The following is an 18,265-nucleotide window of genomic DNA, read 5'->3' as shown; positions in this document are numbered from 1 at the left end:
ATGAGCTTTTTGCAAGAAATGGAAAAGTATAAGGATCTGGATTTGCTGGATTTTTTTTCAAAAATAAAAGATCAGGATGTTTTGTCTGTTTTAAGTAAAGGAAAATTGAATCGTTATGATTATTTAACGCTATTGTCACCAGCAGCAGAACGTCATTTAGAGGTGATGGCGCAGCGTGCTCGGAGAATGACAATCCAAAATTTTGGTAAAGTAATGCAGCTTTTTACACCGATGTATATTGCGAATTATTGTGACAATCTTTGCGTTTATTGTGGCTTTAACCATGATAATGTGCTGGAACGAAAACAACTTACCATGGCGGAAGTCGAAGCGGAGGCCAAGAAAATTTCGGAAACGGGACTCAAGCATATCCTGATTCTTACCGGTGAATCACAAAAATATAGTTCGGTAGATTATATTTTAGCAGCAGTACAGGTCCTTAAAAAATTTTTTACGAGCATTAGTGTAGAAATCTATTCCCTGACGGAAGAAGAATATGTAAGAACCGTTCAATCTGGTGTGGATGGCATGACAATGTTCCAAGAAGTTTATGATAGCTCGATATACAAAGAACTTCATTTGGCTGGTCCGAAAAGTATTTACGAATTTCGCCTGGATGCACCGGAGCGGGCTTGCCGCTCTGGAATGCGCAATGTTAATATCGGAGCACTTTTGGGGCTGAATGACTGGCGTAAAGAGGCTTTTTTTACAGGTGTTCACGCCGATTATTTGCAACATGTTTATAAAGATGTGGAAGTTGCAGTGTCGACACCGCGCATGCGTCCTTGTGCAGCCGGATTTCCACCGCGTGTTATTGTTAATGATGTAAATCTTGTTCAGTATATTACTGCTTATCGTATATTTATGCCACGCAGCGGTATTACTTTGTCATCCAGAGAAAATCGCATGATGCGGGATCATTTGGTGAAGCTTGGTGTGACAAAAATTTCCGGTGGTGTGACCACTGCTGTTGGCGGACATACAAAAGGTGAAGATTCAAGCCAGTTTGATATTTCCGATACGCGGTCGATTGAGGATATGGCGCAGATGCTCTACAGCGAAGGCTATCAACCAGTTTATAAAGATTGGCAGGGATTGTATTGAATGCATTTGAGGCAGGCCTAAAAAAATATTTATCGACTGAACAAATTGTTAAAATTCAAAGGACTACGGTTGGTATTGCTGGAGCTGGCGGACTTGGTTCAAATTGCGCTAGTATGCTTGTTCGATCGGGGTTTAAAAAAATAACGATCGTTGATATGGATGAAATTGAAACCAGTAATTTAAACAGGCAGAATTATTTTTTGGAGCAAGTCGGAACAGCAAAGGTGGAAGCTTTGGCTGAAATTTTGTATAAGATTAATCCGGATCTTGAACTTAATATTATTCATAAAAAAGTGGATGAAGCAAATATCAACGAGTTATTTCATGGTTGTAGTATTTTAATAGAAGCATTTGATAAACCGGCGTATAAAACTCTATTTGTCGAAACGTTTGTGGGTAAAAAAGAATTTGTCGTAGCGGTATCAGGATTAGCAGGTTTTGGCAATAGTGATCGAATTAAAACTCATAAAATCCGCAATGATTTTTGTATAGTGGGAGATCTTAACAGCGACATTGATCATTTGCCGCCGCTGGCACCCGGCGTAACGATTGCAGCTGCGAAACAGGTGGATTTGGTGTTAGAACATGTTATTGGATAATGGGGGAATACGTATGCGCTCTTTAGGAATGGAAAATTTCAAAAAAACAAAGATTTATGCTTTAACGGATGAAGCTTTGTCAAAAGGTCGCAGTAATTTAGAGGTTGTAGATCAACTAATTCAAGCAGGTATTACGTTTTTGCAATATCGTGAAAAAGAAAAAACAGCCAAAGAAATGTATGAACAGTGCACTGCCATACGCAAAATGACACGAGATGCCAATGTTACATTTGTTATTGATGATTTTGTTGATTTGGCATTAGCCGTCGATGCAGATGGTGTTCATATTGGACAGGATGATCTACCTGCACAGATCGTGCGCAAACTGATTGGATCAGATAAAATATTGGGACTTTCAACGCATTGCCCCGAGCAGCTCCGCTTAGCCGAAGCATTGGGGTATGTTGATTATGTAGGTGTAGGTCCTGTTTTTGCAACACAAACAAAAAAGAATGTCAGTGCACCGGTTGGTTTGGCTTTTGTCAAATATGCCGCGACCCAGGGGAAACTTCCTTTTGTTGCAATTGGGGGCATAAAAGAGCATAATATTGCAGAGGTATGTGCTGCGGGTGCTCAAACTACGGCAGTTGTTTCAGCGATTGTTGGTGCAGAAGATATTGGAGCAAAAGTCAAGAGTTTGCAAAGCCTTATGAATATTTCATGTTAGCAGTATGAAACTTAGTTTGACATCTATTTAGCCGAGTGATATAATCACATAGTTATCAAACGACTGTGAGTATGAAAAATAATCGCGAGTGCCTCGAGGCATTTGAGGAAAGTCCGGGCTCCATAGGGCAATGTGCTGGATAACGTCCAGCGAGGGTGACCTTAGGGAAAGTGCTATAGAAATTTAAACCGCCTGATTTTATCAGGTAAGGATGGAAAGGTGCGGTAAGAGCGCACCAGCAGTTAGGTGACTAACTGGCTAGGTAAACCCCACACGGAGCAAGACCGAATAGGGAAGGGATGATGCTGCCCGCGGAACCTTCCGGGTTGTGTCGCTTGAATCAGTTGGCAACGGCTGATCTAGATAAATGATTATTGCCGCGTAAGCGGAACAAAACTCGGCTTAATGATTGCTCATAGTTTGCTTAACAAAAATTAAACTGTCGGATTTTCCGGCAGTTTTTTTATGCAATTGTGCTAAGATAAAGCCGGAAATGTAAGCAAAAGCGCTTTTATAAAAAACAGAATATTTTTAATACGTAAGAAAAAAGTTGAAGAAATACAAAAAATATCCTTATAAAGAAGGATAAATGTATTTATTGTCGAATTGAGTAGGCTGAGGATAAATAAGCCGAATCTAACTCAGGAACGGGGAAACCAATTTGTGTTTTGGGGTGAATTTTGTTGCTTTCATAAGGAGTTATGAATATAACAGCAAGGGTGGTCTTCTTCTCTACCCTAACCCGTCAGCTAACCTCGTAGGCTAATTAAGAGAGGAGTGACCTTTTGAGTAAAGTGTTACGTATTTTAATGCTGTCTTTAGTGATGGTGTGCTGGTTTTCGATTGCAAATGCATCCGCATTTCGCGTTGGTGACCAGGGCGATGAGGTAGCAGGAATCCAAGGGGAATTAGCAAATTTAGGTTATGATGTAGTAGCGGATGGTGCTTTTGGACCAGCTACAGCAGCCGCGATCAAAGAATTTCAGCGATCTAGAGGTTTGTCTGTGGATGGACTTGTCGGAGATTCAACATATCGTGCGTTGATGGGGCGTTCCATTCCAGAAGTCAGCCGTGGATCAAACTACATTTCACGTCGCGTGATTCAATCATCACTGCAATATGTGGGGGTTCCTTATGTTTTTGGGGGAACTTCACCAAATGGTTTTGATTGTTCGGGCTATGTGAGTTATGTTTTTGCTAATGCCGGTATTTCTTTACCACGCACAGCAGACGCACAATATGAAGTTGGCAGTCCAGTTTCGTATGGTGATCTGATACCAGGAGATTTGGTGTTTTTTTCTACATATGACTACGGGGTTTCCCATGTTGGCATATATCTTGGGAATGGAAATTTCATCAATGCATCTTCCAGTCGTGGTGTTGCGGTTGATTCTTTGTCGAGTTCCTATTGGAGTTCATGTTATGTTGGGGCACGTCGAGTGCTTTGATTGTTGTGAGGAGACAGTTGTCTCCTCTTTTTTTATGCAAAAAAGCACCGCAGCCATAAATGGTGCGGTGCTTTTTGAGGCACATTGTTCTTAATTTGTAAAAATTGTATCCCAAAAAGAATAGGTAAATACAAGTACAATTAAAAAAAACAGAAATATATCACCAAGAGAAATTTCCATCTATAAGAGCCTCCTTTAGAAAATTTACTCCACAAATTCCAATCGTGGATTTAAAATAAAATGACGACCAGCTTTAGCACATGGCTTGCCATCGACTAAAACAATATCAGCGGTAAAGTCAACGCTGGTAGCAAAGATACTGCTGCCAACAGCATAGACATCAACCGGTACATTTTTTTCTTCAAACATACGAATCCGTTCGGGGTTAAACCCACCGGAAACCATGATTTTCACGTGTTGAAATCCTTCTTTATCAAGTGCTTCACGAACATTACGCACAAGCTGTTCGTTCACGCCAGTTGGTTTAAAGTGTCCCATTTGTCCGATCAAGGAAACATCGACCATTTTATCGGATGTATCTAAACGCACGCCATAAAGTTTATCGCCTAGTTCTCTGGCGACAGCAAGACTTGTATTGACACAGTCATTATTAAAGTCAACAAGTGCAACGCGGCTGATATTTGGATCCATATATTTATCAAAAGCACGTGTTGCTTTTAAGGTATCGCCACCACAAGCAGCAATGAGAGAATGTGGAATCGTTCCGGCGGCTTCGATACCCCAGGAAACGGCATTGGCAGGTGTGGAAATGCCGCTCATGCCACCAATTTTAGCAGCATAGCCATCTGATTCTTGGACTGCATAATGATCGAATCTTGATGGAAAAAATAAAACTGGCTTTCCGTTAGATGCCTCGACGGTACGTCTGGTATTGGTTGCTACCTTTGTTTGCCTGGCTAGTGTGCCCAGATAAACTGTTTCAAGATGGGAGAAATCAGCAAGATCACCTTCAATGGTCATAACTGTTTCCCATGGAACGATTTGATCGCCGTCATGCAGGGCTTTGATTGTGAGTTTTTCAGGGTGATACGCACAACGTTTAATGATAGCGATTGCCTCATCTATACCGCACAAGGTGGCATAATCACGCTGGAAAATCTGCACCGTAACACGAGGGTGATGATTGGCTTGATTTAAGATTTCCTGTGTTCGTAAAAAATAAATATCGCTGTAGAATCCACTGCGGATTTTTTCGACAGGGAAATCGAATGAGTTTGGATCTAATCTTTTTTTCATTTTAAAATTCCTCCTGGAAATGATATGCGTAAATATATTTGATTTGCAAAGATTTAATTATGTATCCTAGTTATGATACAATAAAAGTGTATTGAGTAGCAATAGGGGGAGCGAAATTGGTGGAAAATATACAAATTAATATTTTAGAAATATGTAGTTTGAAGCAGGCTGTTACTGAGTTGAAAAAGATTGACTGCGATCCTGCAGGAGTAAAACTTATGCAGGATAAAGCCGTTTTTAAAATAATTAAGATTGAAAAAATGAAATGCAAGGCGGCTAATATATTAAAGCAGACTTTTTTGGGGAAAGGCGGCGATGTGGCAGTGTCTGGCCATTCTGCGGATTTAAGTCAGGAGTATACGTCCGTGCTGATTATGGCAACTTTAAAGCAGTATAAGCAGGCACTTATTCAATTGAAAATGCAGCCATGGGGTCTTAAACAGATTGGTGAAAAAATAGAAAATATTTTAAAAAATGCCAATACCTTACCAAAACGTATTTATTCATGGAAAGATCGGCAGTTGGTTTTAGATGGTGAGACAAGTCTCGTCATGGGAATCTTGAATCTTACGCCAGATTCTTTTTCAGATGGTGGTTCCTATAATAAAATTGATGCAGCGATTCAACATGTCGAAAATATGCAAGCGGATGGAGCTGATATCATTGATATTGGCGCTGAATCAACTCGGCCTTATGATGGTGGACAAAAGATTTCAGCGGTAAAAGAGCAGGAACGTCTTTTGCCTTTTTTGCAAAAAATTTTACCGCATTGCAGTGTACCTGTGTCGATTGATACCTACAAAGCAGAAGTAGCAGAAGCAGCTCTTGCCATGGGGGCGCATATAATCAATGATATTTGGGGACTGCAACAAGATGTTTCAATGTCTTCTGTTGTGGCAAAATACGATGTTCCGGTTATTGTTATGCATAATAAAGCGGAAAATTCTTATCCAATGGGTGTAATGGCTGATATCCAGCAATTTTTAAGCAGGAGTATTGCAATTGGTATAGAAAAAGGAATTAAGGGCGAAAATATAATCATTGATCCTGGCATTGGTTTTGCTAAAACAGTTGAAGACAATATTGAAATCATGGGTCATCTAGATCAATTCAAAAAATTAAACTGTCCAATACTGCTAGGAGTTTCGCGAAAAAAATTTATTGGACATGTTTTGGATTTACCTGTCAATGAACGTCTTGAGGGAACGATTGCTGCTTCGGCGCTTGCTAAAATCAAGGGTGTGCAAATCCATAGAGTTCACGATGTCAAAGCTGTGAAACGTACTTTGATGATGATGGATGCAATGATAAGGAGTGAAATATAATGACAAAAATATTAATGAATAATCTTATGTTTTATGGGTTCCATGGGGTATATGAATATGAAAGAGAACAAGGACAAAAATTTTATTTTGATGTGGAAATGACGACAGAAAACGATAAAGCTTCGTTAACTGATGATTTAAAAGATGCCGTAGATTATGCGTCGGTATATCAGTTTGTCAAAGAAATAGTTGAAAATAAACGATTTCAATTATTGGAAGCATTAACAGGGCATATTGATGATGAAATATTAAAAGTCTATTCGGTGGTTAGTTCAGTGACAACACGTGTGCGAAAACCATCTGTTCCAATATCAGGTCCAATTGATTTTGTTCAAGTAGAAACGACGCGGAGCCGTAAATAAATGATTTTTTTAGGATTGGGTTCTAACGTTGGAAATCGAGAAGAGAATATTAAGACGGCAATTCGAAATTTGTCTCAAAATCCCAATGTTACAGTTGTACACAGTTCATCCTTGTACGAGACGGAACCGGTTGGTTATGTTGAACAGGCATCTTTTTTGAATGCGGTTGTTCAAATTGACAGTCGTTTGTCACCACGGGAAATTTTGACCATTTGTCAAGAAATAGAAGCACAAATGGGGCGTGAGCGAATAATCCATTGGGGTCCTAGAAATATTGATATAGATTTACTGAGTTACGACGGTATTATACTAAATACAGCAGATTTGATTTTACCGCATCCTTTTTTAGCCGAGCGGCGATTTGTCTTGGTTCCTTTGGCTGAAATTAGTCAAAGTATAATTTTAGATAATTTTACAGCGACAGATTTATTGCTGAGGTGCAAAGATCATGGTGAAGTAAAAATCTATAAAGCAGAAGTCTTATAAGTTTCCCGATAAATTTATAAAAGTACTCTTTTTTCTTAAAAAATAAGAATCACTAAAGAAAAAAGAGTACTTTTGTTTTATTTTATATTTAAGCAAAAAAATTTAACAAAAGATTCAGAATAGACAATAATGCAATTATAATATGAAAATTAATGAAAAAATATCAATTCGTGTGTTGCAAATTATGCAAGTTCTTTGTATTATAAGATAATGCCATAAATTTTAGTGGGTAAATAAATGTAGTGTAAAAATATTGCTGGGCGGCGATGAGCTTGGAAAAAATGTTTTTGGCGATGTTACAGATGATACCCGGGATAGGTAATGCGCGTTTGCGCAGACTGGTTTCTTATTTTGGCAATGGAGAAACGATTTGGAAAAGTTCGGTGCAAGATGTATGGCAGAGCAAATGTTTGGATCGTGGCAGTTATGAAAATTTTTGCGAGTTTAAGAAAAATCCAATCGATATAGATCTGCTGGCGGAAAAATGGCGCAAGAAAAAAATAAAATTGTGTACATACCTAGATGCAGAATATCCAGAACTATTAAAAAATATATTTAATCCACCTTCTGTTTTATTTTATCGAGGCATACTGTCTGGAGAAAAACAAAGAGTTGCAATTGTTGGTTCACGAAAAACTTCTGCATATGGCAAAGCTGCGGCAGAAAATCTAGCTGGTGATCTGGCTGAGACGGGTATAGAAATAATAAGTGGTGCAGCGCGCGGTATTGATACGGCAGCGCATATAGGTGCATTGAAAAAAGGGCGGACAATTGCCGTATTAGGCTGCGGTGTTGATGTCGCTTATCCAATAGAAAATAAACATTTATTAGAAGAAATTGTGGAATCGGGTCTAGTTGTATCTGAATATCCACCGGGAACGACTCCGAATGCTAAGTTTTTTCCGGCTAGAAACCGTATTATCAGCGGCTTGTCCAGGGGTGTTATCGTCGTTGAAGCGGCAATTAAAAGCGGTTCACTGATTACAGCCGAAATGGCACTTAGTGAAGGACGGGATGTATTTGCCGTGCCGGGGAGTATTTATTCTGAGCAAAGCAAAGGCTGCCACAAGCTGATTCAACAAGGGGCGAAACTTGTTTCTTGTGCGAAAGATGTTTTGGAAGAATATTCATGGAATGAATCGAAATGTAATATAGATAAGAATGTGATAAATTTATCAAAGGAAGAAAAGGTTGTTTATGAAAACTTATCATATGATCAGCCATTGTCAATTGATGAAATTATTTTAAAATCAAGAAGTGATGCATCTAATATCACTTGTATATTATTACAAATGGAATTGCGTGGTTTAGTGGTAGAGCACGCCCCGCATTGTTATGTTCGTGCTGTTAAGGAGGGCGTTTTGTGAGTAAATCACAGGAAAAAACACTGGTTGTTGTTGAATCACCAGCAAAGGCCAAAACTATAGAAAAATATTTAGGAAAAAATTATATTGTAAGGGCATCCATGGGACATTTGCGTGATTTGCCGAAAAGTCAGTTCGGCATTGATGTCGAAAATGATTTTATGCCTAAATATATTAATATTCGTGGCAAAGGTGATTTAATTAAGTCATTAAAGAAAGAAGCCAAACATGCCGATAAAGTATATCTGGCATCCGATCCGGATCGTGAAGGTGAAGCGATTGCCTGGCATTTGGCACATATATTGAATATAGAAGAACATGAAGCCTGCCGAATTGTGTTTAATGAAATTACAAAACCAGCGATTCAAGAAGCTATAAAAAGCCCGCATCCGATTAATTTAGATCGTGTTGATGCGCAGCAAGCAAGAAGAATGCTGGACCGAATTGTTGGCTATAAGCTTAGCCCATTGCTTTGGCGTAAGATAAGAAAAGGTCTTAGCGCGGGGCGTGTACAATCTGTAACGGTTAAGCTAATCTGCGACCGCGAAAAAGAAGTACAAAATTTTATATCAGAAGAATATTGGACAATTGGTGTTCAGCTTCGCGAAAAACCTAAATCTGTTCTATTTGATGCGGAATTGATTACGGCTCAGGGTGAAAAACTGGCAATTGGCAATGAAGAACAAGCAGCAATTGTTACGGATGCTTTGGAAAAAGAAACATTTTGTGTTCAGGAAATAAAAAAACGGCAGCGACAGCGTAAAGCGGCACCACCGTTTATTACGAGTAGTCTGCAGCAGGATGCATCGCGTAAACTTGGCTTTACATCTAGAAAAACGATGATGCTGGCGCAGCAGCTTTATGAAGGCATTGATCTCGGTCGTAAAGGTCCGGTTGGGTTAATCACGTATATGCGTACGGATTCAACACGAATTTCTGAAATTGCGCAAAAAGAAGCTAGAGACTATATTGAACAGGAATTTGGTATAGACTATGTACCTGAAAAGCCACCAGTTTATGCGGTGGGGAAAAAGTCGCAGGATGCACATGAGGCTATTCGGCCAACAAGCGTCGAGTTTGTACCAGCTGAAATCAGCAAATATTTAGCCAAAGATCAACTGAAAATTTATACATTGATTTGGGAACGTTTCATTGCCAGTCAAATGAATCCGGCTATTTATGATACATTGACAATTGCAATCAAGGCAGGAGAATATGGACTAAGGGCAGCGGGATCGCAGCTTATATTCCCAGGCTTTACGGCAGTTTATACAGAAGGTAAAGAAAAGAAAGACAAGGATGTATTTTTACCAGAACTGAAAATTGATCAGAAGCTTGTGCTGCAAGAAGTTTTGCCAAAACAGCATTTTACTGAACCACCACCACGTTATAATGAAGCATCTCTGGTTAAAATTCTGGAAGAAAAAGAGATTGGCCGCCCAAGTACGTATTCGCCGATTATCGAAACGATTTTAGCACGTGGTTATGTTGTACGCGTGGAAAAGAAATTTGAACCGACAGAACTAGGTTTTGTTGTGATTGATATGCTGGAAGAATATTTCAAATCTATTGTTGATGCAAAATTTACGGCAACCCTAGAAAATGAGCTGGATGAAATTGCCGAAGGAAAAGTGGAAAAAAACCATTTATTAAGGGAATTTTATGGCCCGTTTGCCAAAACATTAGAACATGCTGAAGAAGCCATTGGTCACGTTGAACTTCCTGTTGAAGTATCGGATATACCTTGTGAACTATGTGGTCGTATGCTGATTGTAAAACAAGGTCGTTATGGCAAGTTTTTAGCGTGTCCGGGTTTTCCAGAGTGCCGTAATACAAAACCACTATTAAAGGAAATGGGTGTATCTTGCCCGAAATGTGGTGGGAATATTGTGGAACGTCGTACAAAACGCGGTCGTGTATTCTTTGGCTGCAAAAATTATCCTGATTGTGATTATGTTACTTGGGATACGCCGCTGAAAGAGACTTGTCCCACTTGTACGTCATTTATGTTGAAACATCATTATAAAAATGGTCGGGCATTGCTGTATTGCAGTAATGAAGCTTGTGAAACCCGCGTGGATCATCCAATTAACAAAGAACTTGAAAAACTTCGTGAAAAAGCAGCGGCAAAAGAGGCAGCTAAAACCGAACCTGAGTCCGCTGCTGTGCCTGTAAAGGCAGCCCCGAAAAAAACGAGAAGTAAAGCAAAAAAAACAGCTGTGAAAAAACCAGCGAATAAGAAGCCGATACTAAAGAAAAAAATTGAAACAAAAGAATAACATTTATGCAGATGGAGGAAACTGAGTGAAGAAAGTAATTGTGATTGGTGCTGGTCTCGCCGGCAGCGAAGCTGCCTGGCAGATTGCCAATAGCGGTACACAAGTTGATTTATATGAAATGCGTCCTGAAAAATCTACACCGGCCCATAAAACAGCTGGTTTTGCTGAGCTTGTTTGCAGTAATTCTCTTCGTGGGGCCGGGCTTGAAAATGCAGTGGGTTTGCTAAAAGAAGAAATGCGCCAAATGAACTCATTAATTATAGAAGCAGCGGATGCTACGAAAGTTCCGGCTGGCGGCGCTTTAGCGGTTGACCGTGAAGGTTTTAGTACGTATGTTACCGAAAAATTGATGAATCATCCACTGGTTAATGTCATTCACCAAGAAATAAATGATATTCCACAAACTGATGAGGCAATTATTTTGATTGCCTCAGGTCCGCTTACAGCACCAACGCTTTCGGAAAAAATTGCTGCGCTTTTAGGGCAGGACTATCTTTATTTTTATGATGCAGCAGCACCAATTGTTATGAAGGATTCTTTGAATATGGATAAAGCTTATAAAGCGTCGCGCTATGGCAAAGGTGATGATGATTATATAAACTGTCCAATGAATAAAGAAGAATATGAATATTTTTGGCAGGAATTGGTAAATTCAGAAAAAACACAGACGAAAAACTTTGAAAAAGAAATTTTCTTTGAGGGCTGTATGCCGGTAGAAGAAATGGCTAGTCGTGGCATTGATACTCTTTTATATGGACCCTTAAAGCCTGTTGGCCTTGAACATCCGGTAACGGGTGTGCGTCCTCACGCCGTCGTGCAGCTTCGTCAGGATAACTCTGCAGCCAGTCTTTACAATATTGTTGGGTTTCAGACACATTTGAAATGGCCTGAACAAAAAAGGGTTTTTGGTTTGATCCCGGGACTCGATACAGCAGAGTTTGTTCGTTATGGTGTCATGCATCGTAATACGTTTATAAATTCACCACAAGTCTTGCTGCCAACGATGCAAAGTAAGACCAATCCAATGCTTTTTTTTGCCGGGCAGATGACAGGCGTTGAAGGATATGTTGAATCAGCAGCCTCTGGACTTGTAGCTGGGTTAAATGCCTGCCGCTTGATACAAGGGAAACCAATGGTTGCTTTCCCTCAGGAAACAGCACATGGAGCTCTTTGCCATTACATTACAAGTGCAGATATGAAGCGTTTTCAACCGATGAACGTCAATTTTGGCTTGCTGCCGGAATTGGGCGAGCGGATGAAAGATAAAAAACTTAAAAAACAGGCGATATCTGAACGAGCTTTGCAATCTATCGCTGCCTTTAAAACACAGTTATAAAACGGAGCTCATTTTACTTGTGTCTTGAAATAGGAGGAATGATTTTATGTTTCATGCTACAACGATTGTTGCTGTAAAACATAAGGGGAAGACAGCAATAGCTGGTGACGGGCAAGTTACCTTTGGTCAAAATACTATTATGAAAGCCAATGCAAGAAAGGTCCGCCGACTTTATCACGGCACTGTTTTGGCAGGTTTTGCCGGATCAGTGGCCGATGCATTTACCTTGTTTGAAAAGTTTGAAACAAAATTGGAAGAATTTAATGGAAATCTGATGCGAGCTGCGGTTGAACTGGCGAAAGACTGGCGTACGGATCGTGTGCTGCGTAAATTGGAAGCTCTTTTGATTGTTGTTAATAGTGAAACGATGCTTATTTTATCAGGTAATGGGGAAGTAATTGAGCCTGATGGAGGTGTGACTGCAATTGGTTCCGGCGGATTTTATGCATTGGCGGCAGCAAGAGCAATGGTAAAACATTCACAGCTTTCAGCAGCTGAAATTGCGCAAGAAGCATTAGAAATTGCTGCTGATATATGTGTGTATACAAATCATAATATCAAAGTTGAAGAATTGGATTAGGGGGTTATTCAGCTTGAATGAACAGACACCAAGAGAAATTGTGAAAGAACTCGATAAATATATTGTCGGGCAGATACAGGCAAAACGGGCAGTTGCTGTTGCACTGCGTAATCGCTGGCGTAGTAAACGGCTGCCAGAATCAATGAAGGAAGATATAATTCCTAAAAATATTCTGATGATTGGCTCGACTGGTGTGGGGAAAACAGAAATTGCCAGGCGATTGGCTAAGTTGGTTAAAGCACCTTTTGTAAAAGTTGAAGCGACCAAGTTTACCGAAGTTGGCTATGTTGGACGCGACGTGGAATCCATGGTACGCGATTTGGCTGAAGTGGCAGTCCGGATGCTCAAAAAAGAAAGAATGGCTGCCGTTGATGATAAAGCGCAAGAATTAGCTGAAGTACGAATCTTAGATTACTTTGTTCCAGATCAGACAACGAAAAACAAAAATCCATTAGCCCAGTTATTCAACAAAGAAACCGCAGATGCTCAGCCGGATCCGCAGCAGGAAGAGAAACCGAAATATCAGGCTGGTCGTGACTGGTGCAAAAAACGTCTGGCTGCCGGCGAAATGGAAAAAGAAATCATCGAAATTGATGTGGAAGATACTGCCCCGATGGTGGGGATGTTTGCTGGATCTGGTATTGAAGACATGGGCAGCAATATTCAAGATATGCTGGGCAGTATATTACCAAAAAAGAAAAAAACGCGTAAGGTGACCGTCGAAAACGCACGTAAGGTTTTCATTCAGGAAGAAGCGCAAAAGTTGATTGATATGGATGAGATTACAACAGATGCGATTCAAATGGCAGAAAACAGCGGGATTATTTTTCTCGATGAAATTGATAAGGTAGCAGGCCGAGGCAACTCTTCTGGCCCGGATGTATCTAGAGAAGGTGTCCAGCGCGATATTTTGCCAATTGTCGAAGGGTCGACCGTTGTTACGAAATATGGTCCGCTTAAAACAGATCATGTATTGTTTATTGCAGCTGGTGCATTCCATACAACTAAGCCGTCGGATTTGATTCCTGAATTACAGGGACGTTTTCCAATTCGAGTTGAACTTACGGCGTTGTCGAAAGACGATTTTAAGCGCATTTTGACGGAACCGGCTAATGCATTACTTAAGCAATATGCTGCTTTACTTGAAACAGAAGGTCTGACGATTGAGTTTACGGCTGAGGCCATTGATGAATTGGCTGATATAGCCTGTAAGGTCAATGAACAGACAGAAAACATTGGCGCGAGACGTCTGCATACGATTTTGGAAAAACTGCTTGAAGATTTAGCGTTTGATGCACCGGAACTTGAAGTGAAATGCATTAAGATTGATTTGGTTTATGTGCAGAGCAAATTGGCTCATATTGTAGTGGATCAAGACTTAAGTCATTTCATTTTATGAAACTGATTAAATTGTACGGTTTGCATGAATTTTCAAAAAATTTATAAATAATAACACTACTTATCTACAATTGTATAGAAAAGTATGATAAAATAGAAAATAATAAGTATGAATTGAGCGTATCTATTGACGTTGAAGTTTGAAAGGAAGATTTATTTATGGCAAGTGCATTATTAGAAAGAACAAGAAAAATTAATAAATTATTACAAAAATCCGAGAGCGTGGAGTATGATGGTATTTCTCGTGTGCTCAGCAATGTGATAGGGGCAAATGTTTATATTGCCAGCAAAAAAGGTAAAATTTTTGGCTATGCTTTTATTGATGATTTTGAATGTGATCTTATGATTGATAAAGTCATTACCCCGGGAGAATTTCCGAAGCATTATGTAAATTGGTTACTAAAAGTGGATGAAACATCACCGAATCTCAGAACAAAAAGCGGCATGTGTGCTTTTAGTGAAGAAACACAATGCATGTTTAATGGGAAAAATACAACGATTGTACCGATTTATGGTGTTGGGGAACGTATTGGGACATTGATTGTAGCGAAGTTCAATGAAGAGTTTACCGATGAAGATTTGATTTTAGCTGAATATGGTGCAACCGTCGTCGGCATGGAGATGCTTAGGGACCATACACAAAAAATTGAAGTGGAAGCTCGCAAAAAAGCTACAGTACAAATTGCTTTGGCAACATTGTCGTATTCCGAAGTAGAAGCGGCTATTAACATCCTTGGTGAGCTTGATGGGACTGAAGGCCTACTTGTGGCATCGAAAATTGCCGATCGTGTAGGGATTACGAGATCGGTTATTGTAAATGCGCTTAGAAAGTTTGAATCGGCGGGAGTTATTGAATCCAAATCTCTTGGCATGAAAGGCACCTATATCAAAGTTTTGAATGAACATCTTTTGGAAGAAGTTCAAAAATTAAAACGATAAATTTTAGAATACCAGAAAGAGAGTACCATGAAATTGATGGTGCTCTCTTTCTGTTTTCTTTAAAAAAGTAGTTGTTTTGATTTGATTCTGGAAAAACTTAGGACGAATTAACTATGGAGTTTTACTCTGAATTTAGCGACAATATAAATAGGAAAAAATTTGCGAATTTTAAAGGTATTTTAGCTAAAAATAGGGAAAGGTAGAAACTTATATAGATAAATTTGTTTTTTAGACTATTATCGCTATGCACTTATATGTTATGTAAATAAATATGTTGGAGATGGAGGAAAAACATGATAAATGAAGTCGTTGGTTCATCAACCATCAATATATTAGCACAAGGGCTGCATGCTGCCAATACGAGACACCAGGTTATCAGTAATAATATTGCCAATGTCAATACGCCTGGTTTTAAAAAGAGTGAAGTCACATTTGAAAGTTTATTGGCAAAACAGCTTGATCCGGGCAGCGGAGATTTAGATGTAGTGCGGACAAATGATAAGCATTTACCGATGGGTTCATTGAATGGTGAGATTGCTCCGCAAATTAAAGAAATAGGAACAACTACGATGCGTACGGATGGCAATAATGTCGATGTTGATATAGAAATGGCAGATCTTGCTAAAAATAATATTTATTATAATGCAATGGTCAGGCAGATTGGCGATTACATGTCTAGTTTGAAGTCAGTCATTGCTGGACAAAAATAAATCAAGGAGGAGGGTATTATATGAGTATGTTTGGAGCAATTGACGCTTCTGCGTCTGGTATGACTGCTGAACGTTTACGAATGGATGTTATATCGAATAACATTGCAAATGCGAATACAACACGAACAACCGAGGGTGGTGCATACCGTCGGAAATTTGTCGTGTTCGAACCGCGAACTGGTAATGGAGACTCATTTGCTAATATTCTGTCAAGTACAGCCGATAGCCAAAAAGGTGATGGCGTAAGAGCGGTTGGGATTGAAGCGGATACAACGCCTGGACGTCTCGTTTACGATCCTTCAAATCCGGATGCAAAAGCAAATGGATATGTTGAAATGCCAAATTTGAACATTGTTTCAGAAATGGTGGATATGATTACGGCTTCGCGAGCTTATGAGGCCAATGTTACGGCTGTTAATGCAGCGAAAAGTATGGCAATGAAAGCGCTTGATATTGGAAAATGATGAGGTGTGAAAAACATGCAGATTGAGGCGTTGAAGTTAACACCGGTAGCGATGAGCGCAGTAAGTCATCTCGGTGAAAATCAGCAGGTTGTACAGAAAAGTTTTGGACAGTTTTTAGGCGATGCGCTACAAAAGACAAATGATTTGCAGCATCAGGCTATTGCTGCAGATAAAGCTTTAGCGGCTGGACAGGTTCAGGATATTTCACAAGTTGTTATAGCTACGGAAAAAGCTAATATTGCTTTACAACTTACAATGCAGGTCCGTAACAAAGCAGTAGAGGCTTATCAAGAAATTATGCGTATGCAGGTTTAATTGATACTTTTTATTGGGCGAAAGGATTGAGACGATGGCAGACTGGAAGGAACAGTATCTGCAACTTTGGAATAAACTAAGTAAACGACAACGTTATACGATTATCGGCGTGGCAGCACTTTTAATGATATCACTCTTGGGATGGAGTTATTGGTATGGCAGCAAGCCAGATATGGTTCCGCTGTTTACTGGTATGGAAACCAAAGACGCAGGTGAAGTAGCAGCTAAACTTAAAGAGTCAAAGGTTGCTTATGAAGTACAGGAAAGTCCAAATGGTACAGCAATTTTAGTTTCGTCGAAAGACGTTCATAATGCTAGGTTGAACTTAGCAACGCAGGGTCTTCCTCGAGGTCAAAAAGGTTTTGAGATTTTTGAGGATACGAAGCTTGGGGTTACAGAATTTCAAAATAAAGTAAATTATTTACAGGCCTTACAAGGTGAATTGACCAGGACGATTGAGCAGCTTGAAGAAGTTGATAAAGTAAGAGTCCATATTGTTTTGCAGGAAGACAGTTTATATAAAAAAAATGAAAAACCAGCAACGGCTTCCATTATGTTAAAACTGAAACCAAATGCACAGTTATCAAAAAGCCAGGTAAAGGGGATTGTTAATTTAGTCGCTCATAGTGTTCAAGGGTTACAGGCAGAAAATATTACGATTGTTGATAATATGGGGAAAATCTTGAATGACCCGGATGAAAGTGATGAGAAAAATGTAGGCAATACTACATTGACGCAAATTGATATGGCTAAAAAAGTGCAGGATCAATTGCAAAAAAATGTGCAAACCTTACTTGATCAGGCATTAGGTGAAGGAAAAGCAGTTGTTCGTTTGAATGTAGAACTGGATTTTGATCAAAAAACAACAGATAAGCAGACGTTTACACCAGTCGTAGATGATTCGGGTATTATTCGCAGTTCGCAAGAAACAGCAGAAACATATAATGGTACTTCCGGGGCCCCTGGTGGACCTGCGGGTACTACTTCTAATATACCAGGTTATGTTGCAGCTAATAATGCGCAGTCTCAGTATGAAAAAAAAGAAGCGACAAAAAATTATGAAATAAATGAAGAAAAACAAAAAATCATTGCATCGCCCGGAGCTGTAAAGCGTCTGACGATTGCTGTTCTTGTTGACGATCAGGTTACTGGAGCGCAGCAAGATAGTATTTCACGGGTTGTATCTTCGGCTGTAGGTTTAAATACAGTGCGCGGTGATACAATTTCGGTTGAAACATTGCCATTTAGCACTGAAATGATGGATAAAAGAGCCAAAGAAGAACAAGATCAGCGTGATAAAGAACAGAGGATATTCTACTTACAGATTGCGGCTGTTGTCTTAGTTTTAGCACTTATCGCTACAGCAATATATCTGTATCGTCGTAAAAAACGTCTCGAATTGGAAGCTGTTGAAGAAGCAGCTCGACAAGAAGCGGAGGCGATCAGAATCTCTGAAGAAAAACGTGCCGCAGCAATTGCCGCTGGCAAGGTTACCGATAGTGATTTGACTGAAGAAGAACAGACACAAATGACAGAACGTCAGGCGCTCGAAGAATTGATCAGGAACAAACCGGATGAAATGGCTCAATTGGTCAAGACCTGGTTGTCGGAAGACTAATTTGATAATATGGG

General features: G+C 39.6%; 18 protein-coding genes, 1 other RNA gene and 1 riboswitch. Of the genes, 18 read left to right on the top strand and 1 reads right to left on the bottom strand.

Translation table 11 applies throughout. The features are described 5' to 3' along the window. The 5 genes from thiH to F606_RS0107225 all read left to right on the top strand — a co-directional run bounded on the left by thiH (position 1) and on the right by F606_RS0107225 (position 3,818). Complete coding sequence (thiH, locus tag F606_RS0107240) at positions 1-1,104, top strand: 2-iminoacetate synthase ThiH (protein ID WP_019553219.1); 1,104 nt, start codon at positions 1-3, stop codon at positions 1,102-1,104. After that, positions 1,101-1,703 carry a sulfur carrier protein ThiS adenylyltransferase ThiF gene (gene thiF / locus F606_RS0107235; protein ID WP_019553218.1) on the top strand — a complete coding sequence of 201 codons (603 nt, stop codon included), beginning with the start codon at positions 1,101-1,103 and terminating at the stop codon, positions 1,701-1,703. Before thiH ends, thiF begins: the two co-directional genes overlap by 4 nt. A gap of 13 nt (positions 1,704-1,716) precedes the next feature. Beyond that, positions 1,717-2,370, top strand: a complete 654-nt coding sequence (gene thiE, locus F606_RS0107230) for a thiamine phosphate synthase (RefSeq protein ID WP_026329293.1) — start codon at positions 1,717-1,719, stop codon at positions 2,368-2,370. A 66-nt stretch (positions 2,371-2,436) separates the two neighbouring features. Continuing rightward, positions 2,437-2,790: RNase P RNA component class A (gene rnpB, locus F606_RS22255), an RNA gene on the top strand. Positions 2,791-2,988: 198 nt separating this feature from the next. Further along, positions 2,989-3,150: riboswitch (cyclic di-AMP (ydaO/yuaA leader) on the top strand. Between the two features lie 5 nt (positions 3,151-3,155). Beyond that, positions 3,156-3,818: a C40 family peptidase gene (locus F606_RS0107225; protein ID WP_019553216.1), complete on the top strand. Its 663-nt coding sequence runs from the start codon at positions 3,156-3,158 to the stop codon at positions 3,816-3,818. 204 nt (positions 3,819-4,022) lie between these two features. On the opposite strand, the gene F606_RS0107215 is transcribed toward F606_RS0107225, so the two are convergent. Further along, positions 4,023-5,075: a nicotinate phosphoribosyltransferase gene (locus F606_RS0107215; RefSeq protein WP_019553214.1), complete on the bottom strand. Its 1,053-nt coding sequence runs from the start codon at positions 5,073-5,075 to the stop codon at positions 4,023-4,025. A 119-nt stretch (positions 5,076-5,194) separates the two neighbouring features. On the opposite strand from F606_RS0107215, the gene folP reads away from it, so the two are divergent. The 13 genes from folP to fliF all read left to right on the top strand — a co-directional run bounded on the left by folP (position 5,195) and on the right by fliF (position 18,251). Continuing rightward, complete coding sequence (folP, locus tag F606_RS0107210; protein ID WP_245542094.1) at positions 5,195-6,400, top strand: dihydropteroate synthase; 1,206 nt, start codon at positions 5,195-5,197, stop codon at positions 6,398-6,400. Beyond that, complete coding sequence (folB, locus tag F606_RS0107205; RefSeq protein WP_019553212.1) at positions 6,400-6,762, top strand: dihydroneopterin aldolase; 363 nt, start codon at positions 6,400-6,402, stop codon at positions 6,760-6,762. The genes folP and folB overlap by 1 nt, the downstream gene beginning before the upstream one ends. Further along, positions 6,763-7,248 carry a 2-amino-4-hydroxy-6-hydroxymethyldihydropteridine diphosphokinase gene (folK, locus tag F606_RS0107200; protein WP_019553211.1) on the top strand — a complete coding sequence of 162 codons (486 nt, stop codon included), beginning with the start codon at positions 6,763-6,765 and terminating at the stop codon, positions 7,246-7,248. Between the two features lie 281 nt (positions 7,249-7,529). Then, positions 7,530-8,615, top strand: a complete 1,086-nt coding sequence (gene dprA / locus F606_RS0107195; RefSeq protein ID WP_322786210.1) for a DNA-processing protein DprA — start codon at positions 7,530-7,532, stop codon at positions 8,613-8,615. Next, on the top strand, positions 8,612-10,891 hold the full coding sequence (gene topA / locus F606_RS0107190; RefSeq protein ID WP_019553209.1) for a type I DNA topoisomerase: 2,280 nt from the start codon (positions 8,612-8,614) through the stop codon (positions 10,889-10,891). The genes dprA and topA overlap by 4 nt, the downstream gene beginning before the upstream one ends. Positions 10,892-10,916: 25 nt before the next feature. Next, positions 10,917-12,227 carry a methylenetetrahydrofolate--tRNA-(uracil(54)-C(5))-methyltransferase (FADH(2)-oxidizing) TrmFO gene (gene trmFO / locus F606_RS0107185; RefSeq protein ID WP_019553208.1) on the top strand — a complete coding sequence of 437 codons (1,311 nt, stop codon included), beginning with the start codon at positions 10,917-10,919 and terminating at the stop codon, positions 12,225-12,227. Between the two features lie 46 nt (positions 12,228-12,273). Next, on the top strand, positions 12,274-12,807 hold the full coding sequence (hslV, locus tag F606_RS0107180) for an ATP-dependent protease subunit HslV (protein ID WP_019553207.1): 534 nt from the start codon (positions 12,274-12,276) through the stop codon (positions 12,805-12,807). A 13-nt stretch (positions 12,808-12,820) separates the two neighbouring features. Beyond that, on the top strand, positions 12,821-14,206 hold the full coding sequence (gene hslU / locus F606_RS0107175; protein WP_019553206.1) for an ATP-dependent protease ATPase subunit HslU: 1,386 nt from the start codon (positions 12,821-12,823) through the stop codon (positions 14,204-14,206). A 158-nt stretch (positions 14,207-14,364) separates the two neighbouring features. Next, positions 14,365-15,144 carry a GTP-sensing pleiotropic transcriptional regulator CodY gene (gene codY / locus F606_RS0107170; RefSeq protein ID WP_019553205.1) on the top strand — a complete coding sequence of 260 codons (780 nt, stop codon included), beginning with the start codon at positions 14,365-14,367 and terminating at the stop codon, positions 15,142-15,144. Between the two features lie 293 nt (positions 15,145-15,437). Next, entirely contained in the window at positions 15,438-15,854 is a 417-nt protein-coding gene (gene flgB, locus F606_RS0107165; protein ID WP_019553204.1) for a flagellar basal body rod protein FlgB, read from the top strand. A 20-nt stretch (positions 15,855-15,874) separates the two neighbouring features. Further along, positions 15,875-16,318 (top strand): flagellar basal body rod protein FlgC, encoded by a 444-nt coding sequence (gene flgC, locus F606_RS0107160; protein WP_019553203.1) that lies wholly within the window; start codon positions 15,875-15,877, stop codon positions 16,316-16,318. A gap of 15 nt (positions 16,319-16,333) precedes the next feature. Then, positions 16,334-16,633 carry a flagellar hook-basal body complex protein FliE gene (gene fliE, locus F606_RS0107155; RefSeq protein ID WP_019553202.1) on the top strand — a complete coding sequence of 100 codons (300 nt, stop codon included), beginning with the start codon at positions 16,334-16,336 and terminating at the stop codon, positions 16,631-16,633. A 34-nt stretch (positions 16,634-16,667) separates the two neighbouring features. Continuing rightward, positions 16,668-18,251 carry a flagellar basal-body MS-ring/collar protein FliF gene (gene fliF / locus F606_RS0107150; RefSeq protein ID WP_019553201.1) on the top strand — a complete coding sequence of 528 codons (1,584 nt, stop codon included), beginning with the start codon at positions 16,668-16,670 and terminating at the stop codon, positions 18,249-18,251. Positions 18,252-18,265 lie beyond the last annotated feature (14 nt).

This window comes from Propionispira raffinosivorans DSM 20765, assembly GCF_000381065.1.
Taxonomy (GTDB): Bacteria; Bacillota; Negativicutes; order Selenomonadales; family Selenomonadaceae; genus Propionispira; species Propionispira raffinosivorans.
Note: the sequence above shows the minus strand (reverse complement) of the source record. Positions and strands in the feature narration are given on the sequence as shown.